This is a genomic window from Lunatimonas sp., assembly GCF_020832325.1.
GTDB lineage: Bacteria > Bacteroidota > Bacteroidia > Cytophagales > Cyclobacteriaceae > Lunatimonas.
Window position 1 is genome coordinate 104404 of record NZ_JAFIEU010000029.1, and the last position, 18776, is coordinate 123179.

Genomic DNA, 18776 nt, shown 5'->3' on the forward strand with positions numbered 1-18776 from the left:
AGCACCGGAGGGCAGTTTAGATGCTGCCATTCCGGTGCTCAAGGTTTGAAATACTACCTGTATCTCCGAAGAATCGGATTAGAAGTGCGGAGTAATCTCCGATTCAGCCGCAGGCAGCGTGTAGAACTTGGTAATATTTCCAAAAGCGTGGCTTCGGAAGGTATTTCCCGCTGGATAGTAATAGGTTTCAGGATCGGCTTTTGCCCTGTTGGCAAAATCCGTGATTACCTGCCTATAAGTATCCGTACGGGTCAGGTCATGCCAACGCTTGTTTTCAAAGGCCAGCTCTACCCTTCTTTCCTGCATGATGGCATCCCTCATGGCTCCCTGTGAAGCCGCTGTGGTGTTACCCAAACCGGCCCGATTTCTCACCATGTCCAAATACTCGGCAGCCTCCGTGGTCTTTCCCTGCTCGTTTAATGCTTCTGCGAGGAACAACAACGTCTCTGCATAGCGATAAATGGGCCAATTTATTCCGTGGTTGTTATGCAGCGCGTGGGGCTTGGTGTATTTTTTGATGTAAGGGAATGATTTATTTGCCCTCAAACTTCCACTGAGTGTCACAAAGCCGATAGATGCATCTTTTCGCTCGTCACCCGCCTCATAGGCTGCAATGATATCCGGAGTTGGCACGTTGTTCCCTTGTCCATCCAAGTTTTGTGGATTCGACGTTCCAGTCAACGGCGCGATTTCAGCAGGAAGGATAGGTCTTGGCATAAACTGGTACACGAAGTTGCCGTTCAAGCCCTGAGGGCCTTCCAAGAACTGTACTTCAAAGATGGACTCGATGTTGTTCTTGTTTCCAGTACTCTCGCTAAAGACATCCTCGTAATCAGGGATCAACTGGTATTGACCGCTACTAACGATTTCTTTCAGCAGTGTTTCTGCTTCACCCCAGCGCTGCTGACGGATAAACACATCTGCCAACAACATTCTGGCGGCACCGGAAGTCACCCTGCCAAGCTCCTGCTGCGAACGATTGGGAAGCAAGGGTATGGCTGCCTGCACATCGCTGATGATTTGAGCGTACACGTCGGCTTCCGGAGACAGCGGACGGCCAGCCTCTTCACGCGTCATAACAGGCGCCAAGTGAATGGGGACACTGCCAAAATACCTAGCCAAATCGTAGTAGGCGATTGCCCGCAAAAACAGAGCTTGCCCCTTGATATTGGCTTTGGAGTTTGCATTGAAATCCACGTCGTCAATCGTTGTCAGGATCTGATTGGTCCTGGCAATGATTTGATAATCCAAGCGCCAATGGTTCAGCACGTGCGTATTGGCATTGATGCCTTGTGCATCGGGTATAGCATGATCGGAAATGTCCTCCTGCTGTTCGGTAGCACCGAACATGATATTCCTGGCATACATGGTGTTGTCAGAACGCATCTCAGAGAGCATCCAAGCCCGATCATTCACGATGGACCTCATGGGGGCATAAGCCGCATTCACAGCTTGCTGAAAGTCCGCTTCACTCTGAAAGAAGGTAGCCGTACTTAGGTTAGTCTCGGGCACCACGGTCAGGAAATCCTCGCAACTGGAAAGGATAACTGCAACTAGTGCAAATAATATTGATATCTTTTTCATGATTGTTTCAATTTAGGTAGTACCACATTAAAAGTTCAAATTAGCTCCTATTGTGATGGTACGTGGAACTGGATAGGCAGAAAGGTCAACCCCCTGGGAGAGGTTACCACCGTCACCCTGGCCATTTCCCTGCATACTTACCTCTGGATTGGAACCTCCCCAGTAATTCGTGAATACGTACAGGTTCTGCACGGAAGCATAAATCCTCGCGGAGCTTACAAATTTTTGGATAGCTCCTAAGTTGTATCCTACTGTCAGGTTTTTGATGCTAAAGAAAGAAGCGTCGTATACGAAATGGCTACTATGCCAATCCCGCTCTACTCCCGTTACGTTACCGCCACCCACGGTGGTACCGAATATCCCTGCACCTGGGTTTTCAGGCGAACGAAAACGATCCGCAGCCCTTCGAACCATGTTAAACACCCCGTCTAAGTTAGCTGTACTGTAAAGGTGTCTCATCCAAAGCTGATTTCCATATGAACCAGATCCCACGATACTTGCATCCCACTTGCCGAACTGGAAGTTATTCACGATGCCGTAGGTGAATTTAGGAAATGGGTTACCTATGATCTGACGGTCGTCGTTACTACCCCCGTAAGTGATGATGCCGTCACCGTTGACATCCTTAAATTTGATGGAACCTACCGTAGATCGACCCGGTACTTGGGGAGAGTTGGCTAGATCCTCTTCGTTCATGTAAAATCCCTCTTTCACCAAGCCATAGAACATACCGAAGGGTTGTCCTACTTGGGTAATGTGGAAGGTACCGTAGATGCGGTCGATCCCGTCAGCAAGTGCCTCTACACGATTTCTCACAAAGGAGATGTTCGCATTGGTGGTCCACTTCAGCCTACCTTCGGTATTCCGCGTGTTTAAAGCAATTTCATGACCCCAGAATCTAAGTTCTCCGATGTTATCGTTGAAGCTACCAAAACCGGACTCCTGTGGAATCTGAACAGCGTACAACAGGTTAGTGGTTGATTTGTTGAAGTAGTCGTACATCAAGGTAATCCTGTCATCAAACAATCCCAAATCCAATCCAAGGTCTACCTGATGGGTGGTCTCCCAGCCTAGGAAAGGGTTTGCCAAGGAACTCACAGCAGCACCGGGGGCCACGTTATTGTTAAAGACGTGGTTAACGGTATTGTTGATCAGCGCGTAGTGTGTGTAGTTACCGATGTTGTTATTACCAGTGACACCGTAGCTACCTCGAACCTTCATAAAGGATACCTTATCGCTGGTGTTTAAGAATCCTTCATCCGACATGACCCAACCTGCAGAAACGGAAGGAAATACACCCCAACGGTTTTCTGTTCCGAATCTGGAAGATCCGTCAGCCCTTACAGCCGCCGTAAACAGGTATTTTCCTTGGTAGTTGTAGTTCAATCGGGAAAGCACAGATGTCAACGCCCATTCATTTACGGTATTGTTAGTACCTCCTCGGTTGATATTGATGGCGCCTTGTACGGTGGGCAGTCTATCTTCCGCGTAGGTATCGGCCTGCACCCTCGTAGTTTCTCTACGGAAATGTTGGTTGGTATAACCACCTAATAGCTCGAAGTTATGATCGTTAAAACTCTTGGAATAGGTTACCAAGTTTTCGTTCAGCCAAGAGAAGTCCTGAAGACCCTCACGGATCGACATGGCCACCGTCGGGATAGGCACGTTCATACCTGCCGTAGCGGTGGAAGGGTTGAACCAGAAATAATCCTGATTTCTCAGCTCTGCATTGATGGTGGATTTGATCACCAAACCCTTCATGGGGGTATACTGCACCATACCGTTGGCCAATACGTTGGTCAAGGTGGTCTCGTTGGTAATCTCCTGTGTAGCTCGTACGTAATTCGGATAGGCAAAAATATTACCGGTCTCTGCTGGGAATCGGTTATAGTAAGTCAATTCCCCGTTTTCGTCGTAGATAGGCATGTTGGGCCAGGTATGTAATGCGTTGAAAAGGATACCCGTACCTCGATCACCGTCTGTTCGCGGGGTATTGTCTTTTACGTACATAGGAGCCAGGTTAAAGCCTACCCGAACCTTGTCGGATACTTTGTATTCCGAATTTAATCGAAGGGAATACCGCTTATAATCCGTATTCAACACAACCCCTTTTTGATCAAAGAAGCCTGCCACCACCGAGGTATTTACGCGGTCGGTGTTGGAGGTAATGGTCAGGTTATAGTTTGAAATGGGTGCAGTTTGAAGCAAGGCATCGTACCAATCTTGGGTTTGCCCTTCATACTGGGATGGGTTTTGAAACATCGCCGGTACGGGTCTGCCTGCATCTTCGAAGAATTCCTTCTTAAACTGGGCGAATTCCACGGCATCCATCATTTCCAATCGGTTGTAATGAGGCACTTGTTGGAGACCGGTGTAATAGTTCAGGGACACATTGGTCTGTCCTGCTTTGCCACGCTTAGTGGTAATGAGGACTACCCCATTGGCTGCCCGAGATCCGTACAGTGACGTAGAGGCAGCATCCTTCAGGATGGTGATGTCTTCGATTTCATCTGGGTTGATTGCTCCAATGTCACCAGTGATGGGAAATCCATCCACTACATACAAAGGCTCACTACCCGCGGAAACGGAAAGCTGCCCACGAATTCGGATGGTCATTCCCCTACCGGGCCGACCGGTAGTCTGGTTGATCTGCACACCCGCCAGACGTCCTTGCAGCTTCTGTCCAATTTGTGAAACCGGCATATCCAACAGGTCAGATCCCGATACACTCTGCACAGCACCGGTAATCTCCTTCTTTAACTGACTACCATAGCCCACTACCACCACTTCCGAGAGGTCGCTCATGGAAGAGGCCAATGAGATGTCGTAGCTGGTCTGTCCGGACTGAACAGTTACTTCTTTGGTGGTATACCCGATGTAACTTACCGTCAAAACCTCTCCCGGGGAGGCGTTGACTTGAAATCTGCCGTCTAGGTCAGTCACACTGCCCCTAGTCGTGCCTTTGACCAACACGGATACTCCCGGTATGGTCTCGTTGTCGCCCTCGGACCTAACTACGCCCGAGATGGCGGATTGTGCCCAGCTGCCCAAAGCGAGCAACATGGATACAAAGGTCAGGAGCAGCGCTTTACCGCCCCCCGTCAAGTAATGATTTACCTTCATAATAATTTGGTTTTTTTGGATAATAATTAATTGAAAGCGTAAGAGTTAACTCCTAAACTTGCTACTAATTAAAAATGAATATTTCTATAAACTATCCTGTACTATCCTGCTTTTATAAAAACCTCTGGCTTGAAAAAATTATAAAAGCCAGAGAAATCTCCTTTTGGAGGCTTCTCTGGCTGAAACAGAATTGGGTACGTAAACTATTTAAAATATTTTCTAATAACCCGGATTCTGTCGGGTAGATGGATTGATCCGCATCTGTACCTCCGGTATCGGGAAAAGAACCTGATACGCCTCAAATACAAAATCATCGTTGGAAAAGGGAATACCTCCCCTAGAAGTGGTTGGATTGGCACGCTCTCTCAGCCCATACGCATTCAAGAACGACACCAATTCCGGCGTGGTCATGGTGCGCTTCAGATCCAGCCAACGGTGGTTTTCAAAGGCTAGTTCAATCCTTCTTTCCTTCAGCACTGCTTCCCTGAACGCAGCCTGACTCAATCCGCTCAAGGGATCCAGTCCTGCGCGCTCGCGAATCGCATTTAGGTGTCCAAACGCCTCGCCGGTAGGTCCACTGGCTTCGTTGATCGCTTCCGCCAACATGAGCAGCACATCTGCATACCGTATCACCGGCCAGTTGTCGTTGGTGACACCTCGAATGGTGTGGGGATGGTTGTACTTGTTGATAAAGGGAACCGGCACCCATTGTCCTTGTAGATTGGTATAGCCTTCTTTTAAGGAAACATCTTTTCGCAGATCATTCGGTTCATAGGCCGCAATTATATCCAATGTTGGGGTGTTCCATCCTCCACCTTCCTGACCGGGAAAATTGATAACCGCCCCGCCAGATTCCCGTGGCGCAAAGGTATAGATAAAGCTACTGTGTACTCCAAACAGGTTGTCACCTTGGTATTGAATATCCCAAATAGATTCCTTGTGGTTTTTATTTGCAGGTACAAAGATGTCTGCATAGTTTGGAAGTAATTCGTACCCCAGTGTAGTCACCTGATTCAGCGCTGCAATTGCCTGCGGATATTCCTTTCGGGTAAGGTGTACCTTACCTAGCAGCGAAAGCGCTGCTCCTCTAGTTACCCGACCGGTTTGATTGGAAGGATGGCTAACCGGAAGTGCCGCAATGGCATCGTTCAGATCTGAAAAGATCAACTGATAGACCGATTCAACCGGTTGCCTCTCTAGGGCAAAGGCCTCCGAGGGTGTGCTTACCGGTTCGGTCACGATAATCACATCGCCAAAATGCTGCACCAACTGAAAATACAGGTATGCACGGATCATTTTCATCTCTCCTTCCGCTCTTCTTTTTACAGCGTCCGATGCATTGGCATCTGGAAGCCGAAGCAGGGTCGTATTGGCGTTCACCATGACACTGTAGATGTTGTTATAAAGCGTGGCCACGTTTGGTGTGGCGGCATTGTACTGCCAAAATTCAATGGCTTCCAACGCAGGCCCATTCCCTCTATTACCGACGTTGAAGTGCAGCGTGGTATTATCGGAAATGTATTCGTTGAACTGCCACTCGTTATTGAAATGGTTACGCAACATGCCATAAACACCGGCTACTGCCTGTTCCAATTCCTTTTCGTTGCTATAGAAATTATCGGCCACCAAGACCGTGGGGTCAGCTTTGTTCAAAAACTCGTCGCTACAGGAAGCGCAAGCCAAAACAATCCCCGCCATTATGGAATAAACTGTTGTATTTTTCATGATTACTGGGGTTTGCATTAAAATTTGATAGTTGCACCTAACGTAAAGGTACGCGGAACTGGATACCGCTCGTCGTCTACACCGATGTTGATGCCTCCGCGTTGGTTTACCTCTGGGTTGGACCCAGGATAGGAAGTGAACAGAAACAGGTTTTCCGCACTTACAAACAAACGCGCATTCGGTATCACTGGATTATTGGGTACTGCATAGCCAAGGCTTACGTTTCTCAGCCAAACGTGCGTTGCATCGTAGATGTAGCGGGAGTTGGATTCGCGCTGCCATTTCCAGGTATTGGTGGTAGCACCAACTCCATCACCTGGATTCTCAGGCGACCGCCACCGATTGACTCCTGAACGCAGGATATTGAATACCCCGTCCATATTCATGGTAGTGGCTTCGATATTCCGCATCACATCGTAATTAAATGCTCCTGTAAACAAGATATTAAAGTCAAACTTTTTATAGTCTCCTCCAAGTGTCAAGTTGATCACATAGTCCGGATGTGGATTGCCAATTTCGATCATATCCTGCTGATCATAGGAAATGACCCCATCTCCGTTTGCATCAAAATACTTATAGGTACCGGGGATGGCTCCGTCCTGTTCAGGCCAAGCCAAAATTTCCTCCTCGGTATTGAAGATACCCATCATTTTAAATCCGTGTAACATGGCCATAGGGCGTCCTGCCTTCGAGACGTTGTAGACGCTGTAAAATCCTCCGGTCCATATTTCATCGTTGTCCCCACGAATCTCCAGTACCTTGTTTCGGTTCAGCGTGAAGTTCAGGTTACTTCTCAGATTCACTTGGTTTACCCGCGTTCTATAATCCAATGCCAATTCCACGCCCCGGTTTCTCACACTACCCACATTGTCCAGGGAGGAGCCAAATCCAGATACAATCGGCATCTCTACCGATAACAACATGTCATTGGTGAGACGGTTGTAGTACTCTGCCGTAAAGATCAACCGGTTATCAAACATCGCCAAGTCTATTCCAATATCGGTTTGCTCGGATTGCTCCCAGCCCAAGTTAGCATTGGCAAAATTGGCCAAACGTTGCCCATTGGCAATATTGCCGCCGAATACATAGTTGGAAATCGCCATGTTGGACAAACTGGAATAGTTACCGATGGCATTGTTACCGGTGATACCGTAGCTGGCACGAACCTTCAGGTCGGTAATCCAGTTGGTCTGAGGCATAAAGTCCTCTTCGGAGATCCTCCATCCGGCAGAAAAGGCCGGGAAATTACCCCATTTGTTGTTAGCTCCAAAGCGTGAACTACCTTCCCGTCGAATAGATGCGGAAAACAGGTATTTGTCGTTTAACGAATAGTTGGCGCGGGCGAAATAGGCCAAGAGACTCCAGGAGTTTTCTCCAGAACTGGAGGTCTGACGAATGGCCGAGTTTAGGTAGCGGTTGACGTCGTTGGGGAATTCGTTGCCATTTCCTTGGAGTCGCTTGAAGGTTTCCTCTTGGGCGGAATATCCCAATAGACCCTCAACCCGGTGCGGTCCGAATACCTTACTGTAAGAAAGCAACTGATCCGCCGCAATGTTCAGCACATTGTCTGCCCGCTGCAACAGGTTCGCCTCCCGTGGAGGTGGTTGATTAAATCCGGTACCTGCAAGGGTAGATGGACGAAACTCTTTTTGCTCTGTTCCGATCAGCGTAGCATTCACAGATGTCCGGAATTTAAAGTCTTTCAAAAAGGAAAACTCCAAATACCCGTTTGTTAACACGTTGTTGGTATTGAGTGTGCGCTCCATTTCATGCAGCTCCTGTACCACGTTTGCCGTTCCAAAGACACCGTTGGTTCCGCCGATGTATGAATTAAAAGACCCATCCTCGTTATAAACCGGATACCTAGGATCTGCCCAAAGGGCCCTTCCAATTAGCGCATCCCTTCCGTCTGTAGAGGCATAGTTTTCCCGGGAATGCGAGGCGGCTATATTCCAACCCATACTCAACCAATCGTTTATCTTGCCATCGATATTTGCACGCACGTTGAATCGGTCAAAATTGGTGTTGATGACGGCGCCCTCCTGATTGACATAGCCTACCGAGATCAACGAGCGAATGTCGCCTTTACCTGCTGTAAGGGTAGCGTTGTAGTTTTGAAATTTGGCGTTTTGGTTCATGATTTCCTGAAACCAGTCCGTGCTGTATTGGGTCTGCTCCGGAAAACGGAATTCCAACGGAATCTCCTCCAAGGAGGGTTCCCTTCCTTCAAAATAGCGCACCCGGTCTTGGAAGCTTTCTTTCTTAAATTGGGCAAACTCGGGGCCATTCATCATGATAGTCCTGCGTGAGTCCGGTACGTTCGTGAATCCCTGATTTACTACAAAGTCTATCCCCACCTTGCCTTCTTTGGCGGATTTGGTGGTGATGAGTATTACCCCATTGGAACCTCGCGCACCATAAATTGCCGTAGAGGCGGCATCCTTCAATACGGTAATGCTCTCGATATCGGCGGGGTTCAGGTTTTGACCAAGAGAGGTGCCGATGGGAAAACCATCGACGACAAACAGGGGCTGACTTCCCGCCCCCAGGGAACCTAGACCCCGGATAGTGATTTCCATTTCCTCACCGGGCCTGCCGGAACGCTGTCTTACCTGCACACCGGCCGCCTGCCCCTGAAGCAAACGGGAAACGTTTGTGGTGGGTACATCGCCGATGTTTTCCATGTTGATCACAGACACTGCCGAAGTAATATCAGCCCTCCGCTGAGATCCGTATCCCACAACCACCACTTCTCCCAAGTCTCCCAAAGAAGCGTTTAGAGAGATTTGATACCTCGTCTGGGTGGTCACCGGGATTTCGGTGGTTTGAAATCCGATAAAGCTTACGGTCAACACTTCACCAGAACTTGCCTGAATAGAGAAATCTCCTTCCATGTCAGTAACCGTACCCCGGTTGGTACCCTTCACCAAAATAGACACCCCAGGCAAGGGCTCGGAATCCTCCGCGGATACCACCTTACCGGAAATAACTCCGCCCTGCTGTGCATGGAGAAATCCCGGTATCATCATTAAAGCGCAGAGAAAAACACTAAGCTTCCCCCTGATCCATCGATCATAAATTTTTTTCATACGACTTAAAGTTTGAGTTGATTTGGATATTGTATTGATTGACAAAACATATTAAAATAACTGAATTTAAAAAAAAGAACTATCCTGCACTGTCCTGCTTTCTTAAAATTTTCTATTGTTTTAAATTAGTGCAAAAGAAAACTAAACTGTAAAAACAACACTTTTTCTAGCTTTAGTTAACCAAATCCGACGATGGTAGAAAAATGGGTGCCCGACCATAGAAGGAATACCCCATCCTTCTTTCAAAGGTGCCGATAGTCAACTAGGAGAAAAAAAGGTTCTTGGTAATCATCACGGCACTTGTGAATAAACCTAGACGTGATGGTAGATCAATTTACTCCATAGACTCTCCATGGGACCCTGCTTGTATACTTTTAGGTATCCCCTTGAGGCATATACCTGCAACCCAAAAACCACTACCCCCAACAAAAGCAACCGAGAGGGTGCTAGGGTACCGAAAAGGCCGAGCCCTAAAAAGATAAATAGAAAAATACCTACAATTTTCTGCATGAGGTAGTTGGTCAATGCCATCCTCCCTGCAAAGCTTACTAGAACGATTTTGAATAGTTAGATTGGAACGCTGCTTTGGCGGCAGAAACTCAGTCTTAGGAGGAGCGTTACAAATATCAAATTTAATTACTATTATTGTATTAACTTTTAATAAATATTACCTTTATTACCATCATGATATCACTTGTTTCTCCCGCAAGAGCCCAGCAAATCCTGACTACCATCGTGCGAGAAAAACGATTGGCACAGAATTTAACTCAAGAAGGCTTGGCTGACCGTTCGGGGGTACCCGTTGCCACGCTTCGGAAGTTTGAGCAAAAGGGAAGCATTTCACTCGAATCCTTCCTTAAATTGATGTGGGTACTTGGAGGATTGGAAGATATGCTGACTGCTTTAAAGGCCTCGAAAACTAATTTCAATTCCATAGAAGAGGTCTTAGCAAAGAACTCTGAAAAACCACGAAAGAGAGGAAGTAAAAAATGAAGATCGGAATTTCATCGGTAAAGGTCGGTTTGGATTTTGGATCTGGAATACAGTCTGTTGGACGGTTGGCAATTCGTGACCATCGGATATACTTTGAGTTTTCTGAAGAATTTCTGCAAAAGGCAATTGAAATTTCACCCCTAAAATTACCGCGGCAACGCGGTGTCATAGAATTGCCACTTCGTCCGTTTGAGGGTTTGGCTGGTGTTTTTGCGGATTCTTTACCGGACGGATGGGGACGGCTTTTGTTTGATCGAAAACTACGAGCGAATGGTATCCATCCGTCAGCTGTTTCCAGTTTGGACCGCCTCACCTATGTAGGTCTCTGGGGATTGGGAGCGTTGGTATATGAACCGGATCAAAGTGAACCGGTAGATGCTCATATCATTGATCTGGATCTTTTGGCCAATCAAACTGAAGAAGTTCTGAAGGGAAACGCAGAGGAAGTTTTGAATGAACTTTTAGCTTTAAACGGATCCTCGGCAGGAGCTCGCCCCAAGGCCCTGATAGGGCTGGATGAAACAAAAAGCATCATTCTTCATGGTGCAAAAAAGCTGGAAAATGATTTTAAGCCCTGGATCGTAAAATTTCACACTATGCAAGACGGGCAGGATGCAGGGGCTATTGAATACTGCTATTCCGTAATGGCAAAAGACGCTGGCATAATCATGCCCGACACCCATCTGTTTCATTCCCAAAGAAGAGCTGGCTACTTTGCTGTCAAGCGTTTTGACAGGATCGGGATTATACGGCAGCACATGCACACCGTAGCTGGCTTGTTGCACTCGGATTTCAGAACACCCTCACTTGACTACGAGGATCTCTTAAATCTGACTGGGGCGCTTACCAAAGATATTCGGGAGGTTGAAAAAATGTTCCGCTTAGCTGTATTTAACGTTCTTGCCCACAACAGAGATGACCATGCCAAGAATTTCAGTTTTCTAATGGATCATTCCGGTGCTTGGAAACTGGCACCGGGCTATGATCTCACGTTCTCTGGAGGACCCTCCGGAGAGCAAAGTACATTGGTATATGGCGAAGGAAAAAATCCAGGTATAGACCACTTGACCAAACTTGCCATGGAGGCAAATCTTTCCAAAACAACCGTAAATAACGTGATCGACCAAACCCAAACAGCGTTACGCAAATGGGAATCTTTAGCTTCCGAATTCGGAGTAAGTAAATCAAACATCCTATTGGTTTCCAAATTTCTGAATATTTGAAAGCAGAGAAAACCCTGTATTCCTAAGTTGATTTAAACAGAATTACGAGACACAATACATCCTACGCTCCGCGAGACCAAAACACCACATAAAAACAAAAGACTGCACTGAGCAGCCTTTTGTGAATTTATCCAACTGTATAGATAGGGCTAAACGACCTAGCCCTTTTGTAAAGGGCTCTTTTTAGCGTTTTCTACTACGGCTTACACCCGCTCCAATTTCACCGGATACGTCTTTTTCGATGCCCACTGAGGCACATAGATATTGCCATCCCGGTCCACACATACATCATGAGGATGCATAAAGCCCATAAAAGATCTGTCTTTCCGTTGCTCCTGCAGTTTCCCGCCGACATATTCCGGAGCGGTTCCCCCTGGTGTGCTGACTACTTTGTCGTTTGCATCCAAGATGGTGATATAGCCGGAATTGGGGTATTCCTGCGTAGTGCTTCGGTACACCGCCGCATACACATTGTCGCCGTGCAGAACGGGACGACACACGAACGAACCTGGCATGGGGATGGTTTTGAGGTACTTGCCGTCCAGCGTAAAACGCTTATACTGCATATTGCCTCGGTCAGTAATCAGCAGGGTTGGATTGCTTTTGTTGCGGGTGTCCACCACAATCCCGTGGCAGCAATTAAAGGTCTCATCCGTACTGCCCGAACCTCCAAACGCCCGGATAAGCTCACCTTTGGCATTGTACTGCATCACATGGTTTTTACCGTATCCATCCACCACATAAATGTCGCCGTTGGCCGGATTGATGGCCGTCTCGGTAGGTACAAATTGATTGGGGAAGTCGTATTTGCCGGTTTCGCGCGGGTAATCCAATTTCATGACCTCCTTGCCCTTCAAGTCAGTCTTGATCACTTGATTACGTGAAGTGTCTGTAATAAACAAAAACTCCTCTCCCCCTTCGTTGCTCAAGGTGAGTCCGTGTGCACCCGGATAGGTGGTACCCCAGCTTTCTAAAAGTTTTCCCGACTTGTCGTATACCAGAATATTGTTTTTGGTTTCGTTGGTCAGCATAAAAAGCCTGCCTTTGGCATCCTCCACCATCTCATGGCAGTCATTTACAGGGTTTTTGCCTGCGTCAAGGACTCCCCAGCCCTCGATGACGCGATAGCGGTGTGAGCCGTGGCCCAAAATAGTTTCTTTTTTCATAGCATGGGTTTTTTGGATAATGATCGAAGGTGCCACCGCACCTACTAGCGCGGCAACACCGGTTTTTTTCATGAATGATCTCCGCGAATCTTGTGATTTTTTCATTGATGGGAAATTGAGTGGGTTAATCTGTATGGTTCATAGTGATCGCTTAATTTCTTTGGGATACCGCCAAATGGAGCAAAAAGGGAAGGCCTGAACGCTGTCAGGTCTTCCCTACCTTGGTGACTTAGGTCAAGAGATCCAACTCCGCCTTGCCCAATCCATCCGGTGTGGTATAGAAGGGCCGCTTTTCGATTTCGTAATGTTTCTCAGGATCTATCCCCAACGCATGATACATGGTTTGATGAATGCTGTCTATCTTGATGGGCTTTTCAATGGTTTTACAGGGGCGCTCATCGGCTGTTTTTCCATACACGTGTCCACGCTTAACCCCTCCTCCAAACATCAGCATGGAACATCCGTCTGTAAAGTGACGGTGCATGCCGTAGTTTTTCATATCCTCAATGATATCCGGTACCTCCACCTGGTCTTTCACCTTCAGGTCGGGACGGCCCTCTGTAAGCATATCTCTGCTGAATTCACTCGCCAAAATGATCATGGTCCGGTCCAGCCTGCCACTCTCGTCTAAATCTTTAATCAACTGAGCAATGGGGGCGTCGATCATTTTTTTCATATCTACCAGCCTAGTGTGGCCGTTTTCATGGGTATCCCAGCCGAAAAACGGCTCGTATTCGGTAGTCACACTGATAAACCTGGCACCCTGCTCTACCAGACGCTTTGCCATCAGACAACCAAGCCCAAACTTGCCGGTGTTATAAGCATCGTATTTCTCCTTAGGCTCTTGACTCAAATCAAATGCCTTCGCTTCCGGTGAATTAAGCAGGATATAGGCCTGTTCCATGGAGCGCTTGAGGGATTCTTTTTGGTAGTCACTACCAAACTCACCCATGGCACTCTCGCTTATGAGGCGCTCGTACAGTTGATTTCTGGATTCAAATCGTTTGGTGGACATACCCACTGGAGGACGCACGCTATCCAGCCCCCCCGTGGGATCCGGTATCAGAAAGGGACCATATTCACTTCCCAGGAAACCGGCACTGTGAAAGGCCTTTAGCTCTTCGCCCTCGCCTACAGTAAATCGCTGCCCGATATTGATAAATGCAGGAATCACCGGATTCAATGGACCTAATTCCTTCGATATCCAAGAACCCATGTGCGGAACCAGCACCGATTGGGGCGGTTCGTAACATGTATGCCAATGGTATTGGTGTCGTGTATGCAAAATGTGGCCCAAATCTGCCGCCACGTAGGAACGTATCAGCGTTCCACGGTCTATGATCTGAGCGATGTTTTCCAATCCCTCTGAAAATTGAATACCGTCCAACGCTGTGGGAATGGAGGGAAAGGTACTCAATACCTCTTTCGATTCCATGCCTTTACGGAAAGGGGTGTATTTTTTGGGATCAAAGGTCTCCGTATGGGCCATTCCTCCTGCCATATACAGGAGAATAACGCTGTCTGCGGTAGTAGGCATGGCCTGCGGCGTGCGTTGGCAGGAGCTGAGCAAACCCGACAACGGTGCACCCATCGCCATGGTGGCCATAGCCGCCGCGCTGGTTTTTTTGAGAAAATCCCTTCTATTCCTAATCGTCTTCATGAGGATGTCGATTTTTTTCGCTGTCAATAAATTAACTGAAATTCCGGCAACAGAACAAGTGCCCAGAAGAAGTCCTGTACGGCCTCCACGGAAGGAGCCTCTCCCAATACCTCTTGGGCAATGCGATACTCCGATTGTTGGGGATCGCGGGCAAGCAACTGCCTAAAGACCTCGTGAATCAGTATCTCCCCGTCCGGATATTTTTCCTTCCAACGTTCCGCTCCTTGGCGCAGGGCTTCGTTAAGCGTCACACCGTTGGTCAGTTCCAAGGCCTGAAGCAAGCTAGCCTGGGAATCCCTGCTGGTGGATACGATTTCCCGGTTTGGTCTGCCCAACGCCTTTAAGAAATCATTGTTCTGAACCAGTGATGCACGGGGAAATTCCATTTTGGCCTGCTCTGAACTAACAAGCTGAAAAGGATTGTATTTCACCTGTTTCTCGTCAAACAAGGGGTAAATAAAGCTACTCACTGCATCGGAAAATTGCTCGGCCGTCAACCTTCTCCGCACCATACCTTCGAATACATAGTTATCATCTACCAAGTCCAACGGATCATCAAAACTAATGGAAGGCTGTTGATAGGCCTTCGAAGTGGCTATAGTGCGAATGAGTCTCTTGAGGTCGTAGCCGTTGTCTGCAAAGTCGCTGGCCAGCCAATCCAACAGGTCCTGACTCCATGGTTCGTTGTCCATTTCATCTACCGGCTCTACCAAGCCCCGACCCATCAGTTGCTTCCATATCCGGTTCACAATCGTGCGGTACATCCGCCCATTGGCAGGCTGCACCAAGTACTCCGCAAGCTGCCGGAGCTTTTCCTCGCGGTTGGCAGTACTGTCTATGCTTCCCAGCTCTTCCCAGAGAAGCTTGGTACTGGCTTTTTTTCCGATGGGTGTTTCGCAGCGAGCTACCTCCAAGTCCTCTTCGGCAAAGATATTTGCAAAGGCATAGGCCTCTTCCAACTTCCAATCACTGATAAAACTGTCGTGGCAGGATGCACATTTCAGGTTAAGCCCTAGGATCACCTGCCCCACATTTTGCGCTGCCTGCATTTCCGTCACCTGACTGGCATTTACATCTCCTCTCCATCGAATCCCTTCAATAAATCCCTTCGAGCTTTCATCGGGGTTCAATAATTGCTTTACAAACACATCGTAGGGTTTATTATCCCGTAGGGAGGTATAAAGCCAATCCGTGATGGCAAACCTACCCCGTGTGATGTATCCGGTGCCAGTGTAATCATTTCGCAATGCATCGTTCCAAAAGGTAAGCCAATGAATGGCGTATTCGTCGTTTTTGGCCAACAGCTCATCGACGATGCGCTCACGTTTATCGGAATTTGAGTCGCCAAGAAAGGCCTCATAAGCTTCAGGAGTAGGCAACACGCCCAAAACATCCAGGTAAATCCGTCTCAAGAAAGTTTTGTCGTCGATCGGCTGCTTCCATTTCAAAGATCTTTTGGCAAAATAATCATCCACCAACAGGTCCACCGGGTTTTCCAACCCTGCCTTAGAAGCAGGGAGTCTGGGCATACGTGGGGCTAGCTCTGCCACTCGGTATACGCTTTGGTTTTCGACGGCATCGGGCCAGGGTGCCCCTTTCTCCACCCACAAACTGATCACCGCTATTTCATCCTTGCTAAGGGTTTTCCCCTTAGATGGCATGGCATCTTTATGGCCAGCCGGCAGCTTTATCCTACGAATCAGGTCGCTAGATGATGAGTTGCCGGGAACAATCACCGGACCTGACTCTCCGCCAGCAAAGATTGCCTCCTTGCTGTCCAGTCTCAGATCACCCTTGATCTTTGCACTGCTGTGGCAGTTATAGCAATTATGGGCAAAGATCGCCCGAACCTGACCGACAAGTTTAACTTGCTTTTCTTCCGAAAGATCCTCGGCCTGATAAGATACCAAATCGATATCCATGGCCACCGGAGTGTAGCTATTGTCCTCGTTCCAGGGCAACACGCTGGTGAGGTAGTCATCCCCATGGGTAAGCGAAGCACCAAAATGCCCCGCAAAAGAAACCCCAAAAGCAGCCACAAAAAGAACCGCTCGATAACCCTTCACTGAAGCTACGCTGTTTGAATCCTCCGTCTTTCTTAGCATGAGGTATAGCGGAATTCCCAACGCCGCAGTTGCTATACCGGCCCATTGGTGAATGACCAAGGTATCTCCCCCATAGCCTTCCACATTTGCCAATAAGATACCAAAAAGGGTTGAGGCAAAGGCTGCCAGAATTCCTCCAAGCACCAGCATTCGTATACCGGGTCGGAGTTTACTATGGAAGTTACCCAACGTAAAAAGCTCCAAAAAGGCAGCGAAGACCAGAAGACTTACGGGAAAGTGGACCACCATGGGATGCAGCCGGCCCAGCAGCTTCCACAGCCAAAATGGCTCCCCGGAGGCTACGCTACCGTCATCTGCCCAGGCATTGCCTAGAAAACCTACGGTAAATAAAAGACCTAAACTGAGTATTTTCGGAAGTTCCCGCTTGATCGTTTCGGGGAAAGAAAGGCTGTTCATAACTCGCATTTGTATCGTTTGAGATTAGCCCGGAATATAAAAACAAATCCTATCATGAAATCGTTTCGCATTCCGACAATCCCCTATTTTTCCTAATATTACAATATTATCTATTTTTAGCGAATATACCTTCCTGTACTTACCTGCTTCTAGACAGGATCGTTTGAGTGGCAAAACACTGATTTCTACGGCACCTATGTTTTAAAGAAACGATCAAAGGGTCTCTTGTGCCTGCATGATAGTCGGTCCGGCACTCGTGCCAATGCGGTCTGCTCCTGCGACAATCAGGCGGACTGCACTGGATAAATCCCTGATTCCTCCACTTGCCTTGATGCCTACCTGACTGGGAAGCCGGCTGCGCATCAAGCGCACATGAGCTTCCTTAGCTCCCTCCGGGGCAAATCCCGTCGAGGTTTTTACAAAATCCGCTCCCGCATCGCTGCAAATATCGCAAGCCTCCATTAGCTCCGAATCACTCAGGTAAGCGGTTTCTACGATGACCTTTAGCAAACGTCCTTCATCGTGACAAATGGCGGAGAGCTTTGCCAATTCAATTTTAGGCCAAGGCATACCAGATTTAAAGGCCGTCAGGGACCAGACCACATCGATCTCATCTGCACCGTCCCGAATTGCCTGCTGCGTCTCCTGCACCTTTGCTTCGGTGGTCGTGTACCCAAACGGAAATCCAACTACCGTCACTACTTGAATATCCAGGTCGCTAAGGTCGCGCTTCACCTGCTTTACCCAAAAAGGAGGCACACAGACACCCCTAAATTGAAAGCGTTTAGCCTCTAATACAAGCTGATCTATCTCCTGCAGGGTGCAGTTTGCCTTCAAGAGCGTGTGCTCTAGGTAACGGTTCAAGTTATGCATTCATCTGTTCAGTTCTGTGCCAATATAGCAAATCTAACCCAAAACACCATTCAACGTTCCCCAAACTTTGGTTTGTCCCAAAACGGCAACTAAACGACAAACACGCCAAAAACTGGTAATCACCAATAAGAGGCCCGACATGGTAAAGCATTTGCAGATACGCATAGAAAAGCATAAATTCACCGAATTTTGAATGACACCCTAAATCGTTTTGGGTATAAAGACGAGCCTGTCTGCCGACGAGGCAGGCGTCCCGATAAATCGGACCATGTTCTGAACATTAAAAAACAATTATAAACACATGAAAAAAATCGAAAGAAGATCAACATTAAAGAAACTGTTCGCTTCATTGGCGGGCTTCGCCGGAATCAGTACCGTGGCTAGCGCACATTCAGAGACCGCCACGCCGGAAAAACAAGCTTTTAATATTGTGGAGGATCAGGATGTACCCCTCTTCTCTGGATCCACCAAACTGGGCAACATGGTGTTTATTGCCGGTAAGGGTGCACATTTCGATGGAGACATCAAAGCGCATACCGACCATGTGCTGAAGGAACTGGAAAAAGAACTGGTAAAGGCCGGTTCCTCTATGGAGAAGGTCTTGAAAGTGAACGTATACCTGCACGATCTGAACGATTACAAGGGCATGAATGAGGTATTCAGGGGCCGCTTTGGCAGCAAACCTCCCGTACGTACCACAGTGGCTACCTACGGCGGAGTGCCTGGCGATTCCTTGGTTGAAATGGACTGCATTGCCTACATTTAATCTCTGAGATTACCCCCCTAAACCTACCTAGCCTTGAAAACCCAAAGACTAT

General features: G+C 47.9%; 12 protein-coding genes. 3 read left to right on the top strand and 9 right to left on the bottom strand.

The features are described 5' to 3' along the window. Positions 1 to 78: 78 nt before the first annotated feature. The 5 genes from JJU34_RS11295 to JJU34_RS11315 all read right to left on the bottom strand — a co-directional run bounded on the left by JJU34_RS11295 (position 79) and on the right by JJU34_RS11315 (position 10052). A complete protein-coding gene (locus JJU34_RS11295) occupies positions 79 to 1584 on the bottom strand; it encodes a RagB/SusD family nutrient uptake outer membrane protein (protein ID WP_228692468.1) in 1506 nt (501 codons plus the stop codon). Between the two features lie 27 nt (positions 1585 to 1611). Further along, entirely contained in the window at positions 1612 to 4707 is a 3096-nt protein-coding gene (locus JJU34_RS11300) for a TonB-dependent receptor (protein ID WP_228692469.1), read from the bottom strand. Positions 4708 to 4926: 219 nt separating this feature from the next. Then, the gene (locus JJU34_RS11305; RefSeq protein ID WP_228692470.1) at positions 4927 to 6432 is read right to left on the bottom strand and encodes a RagB/SusD family nutrient uptake outer membrane protein; all 1506 of its coding nucleotides are present in this window, start codon (positions 6430 to 6432) and stop codon (positions 4927 to 4929) included. 17 nt (positions 6433 to 6449) lie between these two features. Further along, positions 6450 to 9521, bottom strand: coding sequence for a TonB-dependent receptor (locus JJU34_RS11310; protein WP_228692471.1), 3072 nt, complete (start codon positions 9519 to 9521; stop codon positions 6450 to 6452). A gap of 312 nt (positions 9522 to 9833) precedes the next feature. Then, complete coding sequence (locus tag JJU34_RS11315) at positions 9834 to 10052, bottom strand: DUF418 domain-containing protein (RefSeq protein WP_228692472.1); 219 nt, start codon at positions 10050 to 10052, stop codon at positions 9834 to 9836. A gap of 153 nt (positions 10053 to 10205) precedes the next feature. Here JJU34_RS11315 and JJU34_RS11320 point away from each other — a divergent pair, with 153 nt between their 5' ends. Together JJU34_RS11320 and JJU34_RS11325 are read left to right on the top strand one after the other, a co-directional pair. Further along, entirely contained in the window at positions 10206 to 10514 is a 309-nt protein-coding gene (locus JJU34_RS11320; protein ID WP_228692473.1) for a helix-turn-helix transcriptional regulator, read from the top strand. Then, on the top strand, positions 10511 to 11737 hold the full coding sequence (locus JJU34_RS11325; protein ID WP_228692474.1) for a type II toxin-antitoxin system HipA family toxin: 1227 nt from the start codon (positions 10511 to 10513) through the stop codon (positions 11735 to 11737). Before JJU34_RS11320 ends, JJU34_RS11325 begins: the two co-directional genes overlap by 4 nt. Before the next feature lie 203 nt (positions 11738 to 11940). Here the strand turns inward: JJU34_RS11325 and JJU34_RS11330 are convergent, their stop codons facing one another. From JJU34_RS11330 to deoC, 4 genes are all read right to left on the bottom strand, one after another. Continuing rightward, on the bottom strand, positions 11941 to 13008 hold the full coding sequence (locus tag JJU34_RS11330; protein WP_228692475.1) for a twin-arginine translocation signal domain-containing protein: 1068 nt from the start codon (positions 13006 to 13008) through the stop codon (positions 11941 to 11943). A gap of 124 nt (positions 13009 to 13132) precedes the next feature. Then, entirely contained in the window at positions 13133 to 14563 is a 1431-nt protein-coding gene (locus JJU34_RS11335) for a DUF1501 domain-containing protein (RefSeq protein ID WP_228692476.1), read from the bottom strand. A 23-nt stretch (positions 14564 to 14586) separates the two neighbouring features. Next, positions 14587 to 17085 (bottom strand): DUF1549 domain-containing protein, encoded by a 2499-nt coding sequence (locus JJU34_RS11340; protein ID WP_228692478.1) that lies wholly within the window; start codon positions 17083 to 17085, stop codon positions 14587 to 14589. Between the two features lie 213 nt (positions 17086 to 17298). Continuing rightward, the gene (gene deoC, locus JJU34_RS11345; RefSeq protein ID WP_228692479.1) at positions 17299 to 17958 is read right to left on the bottom strand and encodes a deoxyribose-phosphate aldolase; all 660 of its coding nucleotides are present in this window, start codon (positions 17956 to 17958) and stop codon (positions 17299 to 17301) included. Between the two features lie 301 nt (positions 17959 to 18259). Between deoC and JJU34_RS11350 the strand changes: the two genes are divergently transcribed. Further along, on the top strand, positions 18260 to 18724 hold the full coding sequence (locus tag JJU34_RS11350; protein WP_228692480.1) for a RidA family protein: 465 nt from the start codon (positions 18260 to 18262) through the stop codon (positions 18722 to 18724). Positions 18725 to 18776 lie beyond the last annotated feature (52 nt).

Excerpts from the sequence above, each read along its gene's own strand:
- JJU34_RS11335 (WP_228692476.1), bottom strand. The coding sequence starts at position 14,563 with ATGAAGACGATTAGGAATAGAAGGGATTTTCTCAAAAAAACCAGCGCG.
- JJU34_RS11315 (WP_228692472.1), bottom strand. The coding sequence starts at position 10,052 with ATGGCATTGACCAACTACCTCATGCAGAAAATTGTAGGTATTTTTCTA.
- JJU34_RS11300 (WP_228692469.1), bottom strand. The coding sequence starts at position 4,707 with ATGAAGGTAAATCATTACTTGACGGGGGGCGGTAAAGCGCTGCTCCTG.
- JJU34_RS11310 (WP_228692471.1), bottom strand. The coding sequence starts at position 9,521 with ATGAAAAAAATTTATGATCGATGGATCAGGGGGAAGCTTAGTGTTTTT.
- JJU34_RS11320 (WP_228692473.1), top strand. The coding sequence starts at position 10,206 with ATGATATCACTTGTTTCTCCCGCAAGAGCCCAGCAAATCCTGACTACC.
- JJU34_RS11330 (WP_228692475.1), bottom strand. The coding sequence starts at position 13,008 with ATGAAAAAATCACAAGATTCGCGGAGATCATTCATGAAAAAAACCGGT.
- JJU34_RS11350 (WP_228692480.1), top strand. The coding sequence starts at position 18,260 with ATGAAAAAAATCGAAAGAAGATCAACATTAAAGAAACTGTTCGCTTCA.
- JJU34_RS11295 (WP_228692468.1), bottom strand. The coding sequence starts at position 1,584 with ATGAAAAAGATATCAATATTATTTGCACTAGTTGCAGTTATCCTTTCC.
- deoC (WP_228692479.1), bottom strand. The coding sequence starts at position 17,958 with ATGCATAACTTGAACCGTTACCTAGAGCACACGCTCTTGAAGGCAAAC.
- JJU34_RS11340 (WP_228692478.1), bottom strand. The coding sequence starts at position 17,085 with ATGAACAGCCTTTCTTTCCCCGAAACGATCAAGCGGGAACTTCCGAAA.
- JJU34_RS11305 (WP_228692470.1), bottom strand. The coding sequence starts at position 6,432 with ATGAAAAATACAACAGTTTATTCCATAATGGCGGGGATTGTTTTGGCT.
- JJU34_RS11325 (WP_228692474.1), top strand. The coding sequence starts at position 10,511 with ATGAAGATCGGAATTTCATCGGTAAAGGTCGGTTTGGATTTTGGATCT.